Here is a 6,914-nt window from a genome sequence, read left to right on the forward strand (position 1 = left end):
TTGACTTTTGGCACGCTGTTGAGTTCTCAAGGAACGGTCGCTTCCTTTGTACTCACCCTCTCGGGCTTTCCTCCGGGCTTCCCTTCGGTGTTTCCGACTCTATCAGATCCTTTCGGCGTCCGATTCCCGGTCGGCGGGATTGTCTTGAGGCTTTCCGGCTTTCGCCCGTCGGCCTTTCGACATTCACTACGTTAGCCGATTCCCGCCGGGACTCATAATCGAGTCCCACGAGTTCGAATTCGGGCATGCAGGCATGCCGAAGTCGACCCCGTCAGGGGAAGTCGTAGGTAGTGGGTGGCCGCTTCCGACTGCTGGCGATTGCCGTACCCGGTTCAGCGGCTCGGGCTACATTACGCACCTTCCAGGGACGCGTCAACTTGAGCGGCGCCTGGGTACGTGGGCCCGATAGGGGCTGACCGTGGGGTCGTTGGCGACCCAGTAGCGCCAGGGATGGACGTCCCCGTCGCCGCCCTCGCCGGCGACTCCGGTGCGTGGACCGTTGCGTACCTGGTCGGAGGGTACGGGCGTGCCGGTCAGTATCCGCAGCGGTGTCTCGCCGACGGCACACGCGTCCGTACCGTCCAGGGCCCGGTCGACGCCCAGGGCGGTGGCCAGGCGGGCCGGCCCTTTGGCCAGTTCTCTGTCATATCGGGCCGAAAGTCGACGTTTGCGCGCGAGCTCGGCGCCCTCGATGATCTCGCCGGCGCGGAGCAGGACCGCGCTGGCGGTGCCCTCGGGGCCACAGACGAGGTTCATGCAGAACCACATGCCGTAGGTGAAGTAGACGTACACATGTCCGGGCGGACCGAACATCACGTCGTTGCGGGGGGTGTGACCGCGATAGGCGTGCGAGCCGGGGTCGTTCGGGCCGTCGTACGCCTCCACCTCTGTGAGGCGCACCGCGATCGGGCCGTCCGGGGTGGTGCGGAGGAGGGTGCGGCCGAGGAGGTCGGGGGCGACCTCCAGTACAGGGCGGTCGAAGAAGGTCCTGGAGAGTGGCGTACGGTCCGGGGGCGCGATCATGGCGTCCGAGCCTAGTCCAGGCCGGGGACGCCAAGGGCTGGTCAAGGATTCGTCTGCTTGCCAGGGTGTGGGCCGGAACCGGTCGCGACCGGATCGCGTTTGTAGGGATCAAGGGTCCGTACGTAGTAGAGGCAGTAGAGGGAGAGTCATGGGGTTCAAGAAGCTGCTCGCGAGCCTGGGGGCCGGCGGGGCGTCCGTCGAGACGGTGCTCACCGAGGTCAACGTCGTACCGGGCGGCGTCGTCCAGGGCGAGGTGCGGATCCAGGGCGGCTCGGTGAACCAGGAGATCCAGGGGCTGTCCGTGGGTCTCCAGGCGCGGGTCGAGGTGGAGAGCGGCGACGAGGAGTACAAGCAGAACATCGGCTTCGGCAAGGTGCGGCTCGGCGGTGCCTTCGAGCTTCAGGCCGGGGCCGTGCACACGGTTCCGTTCGGGCTGGAGATTCCGTGGGAGACGCCCGTCACGATGATCGACGGGCAGGCGCTGCGGGGGATGAACATCGGGGTGACCACCGAGCTGGACATCGCGCGTGCCGTCGACTCCGGGGATCTGGACCCGATCAACGTGCATCCGCTGCCGGCGCAGAAGGCGATCCTGGACGCCTTCATCCAGCTGGGCTTCCGTTTCAAGCACGCGGACCTGGAGAAGGGACACATCCGGGGGACGCGGCAGACGCTGCCGTTCTACCAGGAGGTCGAGTTCCACCCGCCGACTCAGTACCGGGGGCTGAACCAGGTCGAGCTGAGCTTCGTGGCGGACGCGCACGCCATGGACGTCATCCTCGAAATGGACAAGAAGCCGGGGCTGTTCAGCGAGGGCAGTGACACGTTCCGCTCGTTCCAGGTGGGTCTGCACGACTTCCACGGGACCGACTGGGCGGCGTATCTCAACCAGTGGCTGTCCGAGGTCGGCAGCAAGCGCAACTGGTTCTAGGCTCGGGAACCGCGGATTCCGTGACGGGTTCCGTAATCGATCAGTACCGATCAGGAGGTACCGAGGTGACCGAGCTCAAGCGGCGGCCTCTCCCCCATGACTTCCATCCGCCCGTCCCGTCGTTCACGGTGACGAGCGAGGACATCGTGGAAGGGGCGACGCTCAAGGACGCTCAGGTCTACGCGAAGGGGAACGTCTCGCCGCAGCTGCGGTGGGAGGGTTTCCCCGACGGGACCAAGAGTTTCGCCGTGACCTGCTACGACCCGGACGCCCCGACGGGCAGCGGGTTCTGGCACTGGGTCCTGTTCGACATCCCGGTCTCGGTGACCGAGCTGCCGGCCGGCGCGGGCAGCGGCAAGTTCGAGGGCCTGCCCGAGGGCGCGGTCCAGGTGCGCAACGACTACGGGTCGAAGGACTTCGGCGGTGCCGCGCCGCCGCCCGGGGACGGGCCGCACCGGTACGTCTTCACGGTGTACGCGGTGGACCAGGAGAAGCTCGGTCCGGACGCCGACGTGTCGCCGGCCGTCGTCGGGTTCAACCTGCGGTTCCACGCGATCGCGCGGGCGCAGCTCATCGGGGAGTACGAGAACCCCGAGCAGGGCTGACGACGCGCGCGAAATCAGCTGAGCGTTCATTGAACGTTTGCCCGCCTCTGGTCATGGAAGTGATCAGAGGCGGGCAGTTTTTATTGCGTTGTCCATCTCGGCGCGCCCGTCCAGAGTTGATCCAAGCCCGCCGGGGGTGGGCACGGTGCACATGGGAGGTGGGCTGGATGCGTGACACGCTGGTGCTGAACGCGAGCTTCGAGCCGCTGTCTACGGTGACGTTGAACCGCGCCGTTGTTCTGGTGCTCCAGGACAAGGCCGTCGTCGAGCAGGCCCACCCCGAACTGCGCATGCGCGGTGCCGAGGTGGACATACCTGCGCCTCGGGTGATCAGGCTCTGCAGGTATGTACGGGTGCCCTTTCGGAGACAGGCGCCCTGGTCGAGGCGGGGGGTGCTGGTCAGGGACCGGCACCGGTGCGCGTACTGCGGGCGTCGGGCGACGACCGTCGACCACGTGGTGCCTCGGGCCCAGGGCGGTCAGGACTCTTGGCTGAACACGGTGGCCTCGTGCGCGGAGGACAATCACCGGAAGGCGGACCGGACGCCGGAGCAGGCGGAGATGCCGTTGCTTCGGAAGCCGTTCGAGCCTTCGCCGCAGGATGCGATGCTGCTGGCGATGGGGGCCGAGGATCTGGCGGCGTTGCCCGAGTGGTTGGCGGGGGATGTGGCCGCCTAGTCGCGTGCCTGGCTGACGCAGTCGGGCGAGTGCCGGTCGTACGTGGCTTGTCGCGCCCACGCGGCGAAGCCGCAAATCAAACAGAGCCCCGCGCCCCCGAAAAACCGGTGGGTGCGGGGAACCTTTGTCTTTCAGAACCGTCAGTCGATGTTCGGCTTCTCGCGGCGCTCCTGAGCGGGGACGTTGCCGCCGCCGTTCGAGCCGCCGCCCAGGTTGCCGAAGTTGCCCATCGCGCCGGAGAGGCCCTTGAGGGCGTCGCCGATTTCGCTGGGGACGATCCAGAGCTTGTTGGCGTCGCCCTCGGCGATCTTCGGGAGCATCTGGAGGTACTGGTAGGAGAGCAGCTTCTGGTCCGGGTCGCCGGCGTGGATCGCCTCGAAGACCGTGCGGACCGCCTGGGCCTCGCCCTCTGCGCGCAGAGCCGCGGCCTTGGCCTCGCCCTCGGCGCGCAGGATCTGGGACTGCTTCTCGCCCTCGGCGGTGAGGATCGCGGCCTGGCGGGTGCCTTCCGCGGTGAGGATCGCGGCGCGCTTGTCACGGTCGGCGCGCATCTGCTTCTCCATCGAGTCCTGGATGGAGGTGGGCGGTTCGATCGCCTTGAGCTCGACGCGGTTGACGCGGATGCCCCACTTGCCGGTGGCCTCGTCGAGGACGCCGCGCAGGGCCGCGTTGATCTCCTCGCGGGAGGTCAGGGTGCGTTCCAGGTCCATGCCGCCGATGATGTTGCGGAGCGTGGTGACGGTCAGCTGCTCGATGGCCTGGATGTAGCTGGCGACCTCGTAGGTGGCCGCACGGGCGTCCGTCACCTGGTAGTAGATGACGGTGTCGATGTTCACGACCAGGTTGTCCTGGGTGATCACCGGCTGCGGCGGGAACGGTACGACCTGTTCACGCAGGTCGATGCGGTTGCGGATGGTGTCGATGAACGGGACCACGATGTTGAGGCCCGCGTTCAGTGTCCGCGTGTAGCGGCCGAAGCGCTCGACGATGGCGGCGCTCGCCTGCGGGATGACTTGGATCGTCTTGATCAGGGCGATGAAGACCAACACCACCAGAATGATCAGGACGATGATGACCGGTTCCATCGTCGCTCCCCGTACCCTTCTCCGCCTCGGCGCTTCGGAAGATCTTATGGTTGTTGAAGATCTTGCTGGATGAGTCTGACAGACGCACGCGCAACTCGGGGACTCTTCTGTTCAGTTGAGTCTTACGAGGTCAGATGACAATCGCGGTTGCCCCCTCGATCTCCACGACGTCCACTTCCTGGCCCACTTCGTAGGCGCGGTCCGGGTGCAGGGAGCGCGCCGACCAGATCTCGCCGGCGAGCTTGATCCGTCCGTCCGCGCCGCCGTCGACGCGTTCGAGTACGACGGCCTGTTTGCCCTTCAACGCGTCGACACCGGTGGCGAGTTGGGGGCGCTGGGCGGCGTGCCGGTTCGCGATGGGCCGTACGACGGCGATCAGTGCGGCCGAGACGACGACGAAGACGAGCACCTGGAGCACGACGCCCGCGCCGAGTCCGGCGGTACCGGCGGCGGCCACGGCGCCGACCGCGAACATGCCGAACTCCGGCATCGCGGTCATCACGAGCGGAATGCCGAGCGCCGCCGCGACGACGAGCCACCACACCCACGCGTCGATGCTGTTCACATAGTCATGGTAGGGCCGGGGTGCCGACCCCGACAGAGTGCTTTGCCGGGTCTGGGTCCGTCAGGTCCCGTCAGGACAGGGGCAGTCCGTGGGCGGTCCAGCGGTCGCCGAGCTGCTCGACGACGAGCGGGAGGCCGAAGCAGAGGGAGAGGTTGCGGGAGGTGAGTTCGAGCTCCAGCGGGCCGGCGGTGAGGACCTTGCCCTGGCGGATCATCAGGACGTGGGTGAAACCGGGGGCGATCTCCTCGACATGGTGGGTGACCATGATCATGGAGGGGGCGATCGGGTCGCGGGCGAGCCGGCCGAGGCGGCGGACCAGGTCCTCGCGGCCGCCGAGGTCGAGGCCGGCGGCGGGTTCGTCGAGGAGGAGGAGCTCGGGGTCGGTCATCAGGGCGCGGGCGATCAGGGTGCGCTTGCGCTCGCCCTCGGAGAGGGTGCCGAACTTCCGGTCCACGTACTCGGTCATGCCGAGGCGGTCCAGGAAGGCGCGGGCGCGCTGCTCGTCGACCTCGTCGTACTCCTCCTGCCAGTGCGCGGTCATGCCGTAGGCGGCGGTGAGCACGGTCTCCAGGACGGTCTGGCGCTTGGGGAGCTTCTCGGCCATGGCGACGCCGGCCATGCCGATGCGCGGGCGCAGGTCGAAGACGTCGACCTTGCCGAGGGTGTCGCCGAGGATGGTGGCGGTGCCCTTGCTGGGGAAGAGGTAGCTGGACGCGACGTTGAGGAGGGTGGTCTTGCCGGCGCCGTTGGGGCCGAGGATGACCCAGCGCTCGCCCTCCTTCACCGACCAGGAGACCTGGTCCACCAGAGCCCGGCCCTCGCGGACCACAGATACGTCCTGAAGCTCCAGAACATCGCTCATGAGCGCGTTGTCTCCCCTTGCAGTGTGGCCGGTCTCGGCTGTCGCGTACGCCTGTGGCTCGGGCGGCGGCGCCGGTGGGCGCAGCCCCTACGAAATCTACGCCACGAGTGCGGCGCTCCATTCCATCGGTCCGGTCCTTAGGGTGGGGGCATGCTCTCGGAACCGCGTTCAGGACGCCTCGCCGCATGGGGAAATGCCCTTTTGGCCGGACTTGTCTCTCCGGATGACGCCGTGCTCGCCATCGTCGGCGAGGACGCGGTGCACCGGGTGGAAGGGCTGCCGGGTGAGTCCGCGCCGGTGGGGCTCACGCTGGCGCTGGGGCGGCTGCGGACGCTGGGGACGACCGGGCTGCGGGTCGCGCTGCCGGCGCCCGGGCATCCGCTGGGGCTGAGCGGCCCGCCGGAGTTCAACGCTCGGGCGCTGGAGGCCGAGGAGGCGGTGATCTGTCACGGCGCCGCGTTCGGTCTGGTGCCGGAGGTGTCCGAGGCCGGGCCCGCCGGTGACGTGCATGTCGAGGTGGTCTGGCACGTGCTGCCGGTGCGGGAGGCGCCGCCGGCCGACGTGCCGTCGCTCGGTGAGGCGGAGCGGGAGCTGGCGGAGGCCCTGCGGGACGCCACCGAGATGCTGTCGAAGCTGGACGTCGCGGGTTCGGGGCCGGTGGCGGAGGCGGCGATCGACGCGTACCGGGCGCGGGCCGAGCGGGGGCGGGAGGTGCTGGCGCCGGGGTATCCGCCACGGGCGGTGCGGGTGCTGGAGCTGGCGCAGCGGGTGGGGCTGCTGGTCTCGCTGGCGTACGACAACGGGCACGGCGGGGCGGTGAGCGCGTCGGAGATGGCGGGGCGGTCGCTGGCGCTGCGGCCGGTGGAGCGGACGGCCCGGCGGGCACAGGTAGCGGCGTACAACTCGGTGGTGGAGGAGCGCGAGCGGGGGCGTTAGGGCGCCCGTGCGCTACGCCGGCCGGCACAGCCCTCGGCGGTGGGGCCGGTCCTACTTGTCGACCGCGGTGTTGCCGAACGCCGGGTTTGGGAAGGGTTCCTCTGCGCGTGCGGGTCCGGCCCGGCCGTGGGCCGTGCGCTGGCCAACGCCTGAGGTGTCACGGGTGGTACGGGAGGCCGGTCCGTGACTGCCCGTTCGGATCATTGGGCCGAAGAGCCGCACGGCGGCAT

Annotated in this window: 9 protein-coding genes; 5 read left to right on the forward strand and 4 right to left on the reverse strand. The window is 68.6% G+C overall.

The annotated features are described in order from the left end of the window. Nucleotides 1-195: hypothetical protein (locus ACFWPQ_RS51740; RefSeq protein WP_384052134.1), on the forward strand; the 195-nt coding region annotated here is incomplete at its 5' end. 177 nt (nucleotides 196-372) lie between these two features. Here ACFWPQ_RS51740 and ACFWPQ_RS51745 read toward each other — a convergent pair. After that, a complete protein-coding gene (locus ACFWPQ_RS51745) occupies nucleotides 373-1,023 on the reverse strand; it encodes a DNA-3-methyladenine glycosylase (RefSeq protein WP_384052135.1) in 651 nt (216 codons plus the stop codon). 148 nt (nucleotides 1,024-1,171) lie between these two features. Here ACFWPQ_RS51745 and ACFWPQ_RS51750 point away from each other — a divergent pair, with 148 nt between their 5' ends. The 3 genes from ACFWPQ_RS51750 to ACFWPQ_RS51760 all read left to right on the forward strand — a co-directional run bounded on the left by ACFWPQ_RS51750 (nucleotide 1,172) and on the right by ACFWPQ_RS51760 (nucleotide 3,236). Continuing rightward, nucleotides 1,172-1,954: a sporulation protein gene (locus ACFWPQ_RS51750; protein WP_384052137.1), complete on the forward strand. Its 783-nt coding sequence runs from the start codon at nucleotides 1,172-1,174 to the stop codon at nucleotides 1,952-1,954. A 65-nt stretch (nucleotides 1,955-2,019) separates the two neighbouring features. Next, nucleotides 2,020-2,559 (forward strand): YbhB/YbcL family Raf kinase inhibitor-like protein, encoded by a 540-nt coding sequence (locus tag ACFWPQ_RS51755; RefSeq protein WP_384052139.1) that lies wholly within the window; start codon nucleotides 2,020-2,022, stop codon nucleotides 2,557-2,559. A 167-nt stretch (nucleotides 2,560-2,726) separates the two neighbouring features. After that, nucleotides 2,727-3,236 carry an HNH endonuclease gene (locus ACFWPQ_RS51760; RefSeq protein ID WP_361284564.1) on the forward strand — a complete coding sequence of 170 codons (510 nt, stop codon included), beginning with the start codon at nucleotides 2,727-2,729 and terminating at the stop codon, nucleotides 3,234-3,236. Between the two features lie 140 nt (nucleotides 3,237-3,376). Here the strand turns inward: ACFWPQ_RS51760 and ACFWPQ_RS51765 are convergent, their stop codons facing one another. The 3 genes from ACFWPQ_RS51765 to ACFWPQ_RS51775 all read right to left on the reverse strand — a co-directional run bounded on the left by ACFWPQ_RS51765 (nucleotide 3,377) and on the right by ACFWPQ_RS51775 (nucleotide 5,748). After that, on the reverse strand, nucleotides 3,377-4,321 hold the full coding sequence (locus ACFWPQ_RS51765; RefSeq protein WP_089107845.1) for an SPFH domain-containing protein: 945 nt from the start codon (nucleotides 4,319-4,321) through the stop codon (nucleotides 3,377-3,379). A gap of 130 nt (nucleotides 4,322-4,451) precedes the next feature. Then, entirely contained in the window at nucleotides 4,452-4,886 is a 435-nt protein-coding gene (locus tag ACFWPQ_RS51770) for an NfeD family protein (protein WP_361284558.1), read from the reverse strand. Nucleotides 4,887-4,956: 70 nt separating this feature from the next. Further along, entirely contained in the window at nucleotides 4,957-5,748 is a 792-nt protein-coding gene (locus ACFWPQ_RS51775; protein ID WP_181805866.1) for an ABC transporter ATP-binding protein, read from the reverse strand. Between the two features lie 150 nt (nucleotides 5,749-5,898). Here ACFWPQ_RS51775 and ACFWPQ_RS51780 point away from each other — a divergent pair, with 150 nt between their 5' ends. Then, nucleotides 5,899-6,684, forward strand: coding sequence for a hypothetical protein (locus ACFWPQ_RS51780; RefSeq protein WP_384052142.1), 786 nt, complete (start codon nucleotides 5,899-5,901; stop codon nucleotides 6,682-6,684). Nucleotides 6,685-6,914 lie beyond the last annotated feature (230 nt).

Source organism: Streptomyces sp. NPDC058464, from assembly GCF_042721035.1.
Classification (GTDB): Bacteria; Actinomycetota; Actinomycetes; order Streptomycetales; family Streptomycetaceae; genus Streptomyces.